At 42.0% G+C, this 1,374-nt stretch carries 1 protein-coding gene and 1 pseudogene; one reads left to right on the top strand and one right to left on the bottom strand.

Annotated elements, in window-relative coordinates; all coding sequences use genetic code 11:
- Positions 1 to 323, top strand: a pseudogene (locus FYJ62_RS10500) (IS4 family transposase); the annotation flags it as partial.
- A gap of 70 nt (positions 324 to 393) precedes the next feature.
- On the opposite strand, the gene FYJ62_RS10495 reads toward FYJ62_RS10500, so the two are convergent.
- Positions 394 to 1,167 carry a nucleoside phosphorylase gene (locus tag FYJ62_RS10495; RefSeq protein WP_154549575.1) on the bottom strand — a complete coding sequence of 258 codons (774 nt, stop codon included), beginning with the start codon at positions 1,165 to 1,167 and terminating at the stop codon, positions 394 to 396.
- Between the last annotated feature and the right edge of the window lie 207 nt (positions 1,168 to 1,374).

Genomic DNA, 1,374 nt, shown 5'->3' with positions numbered 1-1,374 from the left:
TTGGCACTGAATACCATGGTCTTTCATATGATGCATTGACTGCCCATACAGCTTTTGTCTTTCTGCGCTACATGTTCATGTCAGTTGAGAAGCGAGATGATGAAGATGATAGGACAATAGGCGAGCTCTTTTACTGCATGATAGACGAGCTTGCGGACATTACTTTCCATCACTCCCTTCAGATCCTGGTGGAAGCCATGTTCGAGAGCGTGAAAGAGATCTTCCAACTGACAGAAGAGCAGATGGAAAGGTTCACCAAAGCTTTCATTTCCCGCCTCCCGAAGTACATGCAAGAGGCTATATCGCCATCACTAGCAGCATAATTGAATATTTACTGGTTAAACTATTGAGTTTTCAAGGCTTCATAGTTCTTTTTGGTGTGGGAAGTTTAAGTTAGTCAGCCTTTTCCCAAAAGAGTGCAAATTGGATTGCCAAGTCTGCGATTCGGTCCTTACTATCTAAGTCCGAATGACTAGATAAGGTTCTGATATCCCATTTTTCTTCCGAGAGGTGGTCCGCCGCGTAGAAGAAATGGCAGAGTTCAAAGCCCCTAAAGGCTGCTAATGCCGCCACGGCAGAGCACTCCATATCGACGCAGATAGCTCCTGATTCCTTTCGACGCTTCATCTTGCCGATGGTTTCCCGATAGGGAGCATCGGTCGTCCAAACTTTTCCTTTTTGATACGAAATCTTGTGACTATCCAGAAAAGATTGGAAGAGAGGAAGGATTCCCTTGTTCACTTCCACTTCATCACTTGCTGGAAGATAGTGATAACTAGTCCCCTCGTCTCTAAGGGCGGATGTTGGAATGATGATGGAGGTCGCCTCAATATCTTGGTTCAAAACCCCACAAGTCCCAAAGAGAACGAGTTTTTCCATCCCAAATTGAATCAAATCCTCTATAATTCCCACACAGGAAGCAGCCCCAACTGGCGCATTAAAGACAGCAATCTGTTGCTCTCCAATAGTAATCCCATAGACAATGACTTCAAAGTTAGCCATAGATGTTCTTGTAATTTCGTCATGTTCGTAATTCTCAAGTAGGCGCGCAAAAGTTACTCTTGAAAAGCACGATATGACTACTTTGGGAAATCCTTCAATCGGTTTGTGTAAGTCTTGTGGATTAATAATAGCCTGTCGATTAGGGTCAAATTCTTCTAAAATCATCTGATATACCTCTTTCGTTTAAATTATTGTTCCATATTATGCCACAATTATATTCTAGATATTTTTTTAAACCCACAAAAAGAGACTGTCAATTCTTTTGTGTAAATAAATCTTTCCGGCTAATTGATTCTTTAACTGTTTTTTAATCGAAGTACGATTCCAAGGTGTCTGCTACTTGACCAAAGCCCTTGTGAACTCGATTGGCGT

The organism is Lactobacillus porci (assembly GCF_009695985.1).
Taxonomy (GTDB): domain Bacteria; phylum Bacillota; class Bacilli; order Lactobacillales; family Lactobacillaceae; genus Lactobacillus; species Lactobacillus absianus.
The sequence above is the reverse complement of the archived record's forward strand: the minus strand, read 5'-3'. Positions and strand labels throughout refer to the sequence as shown.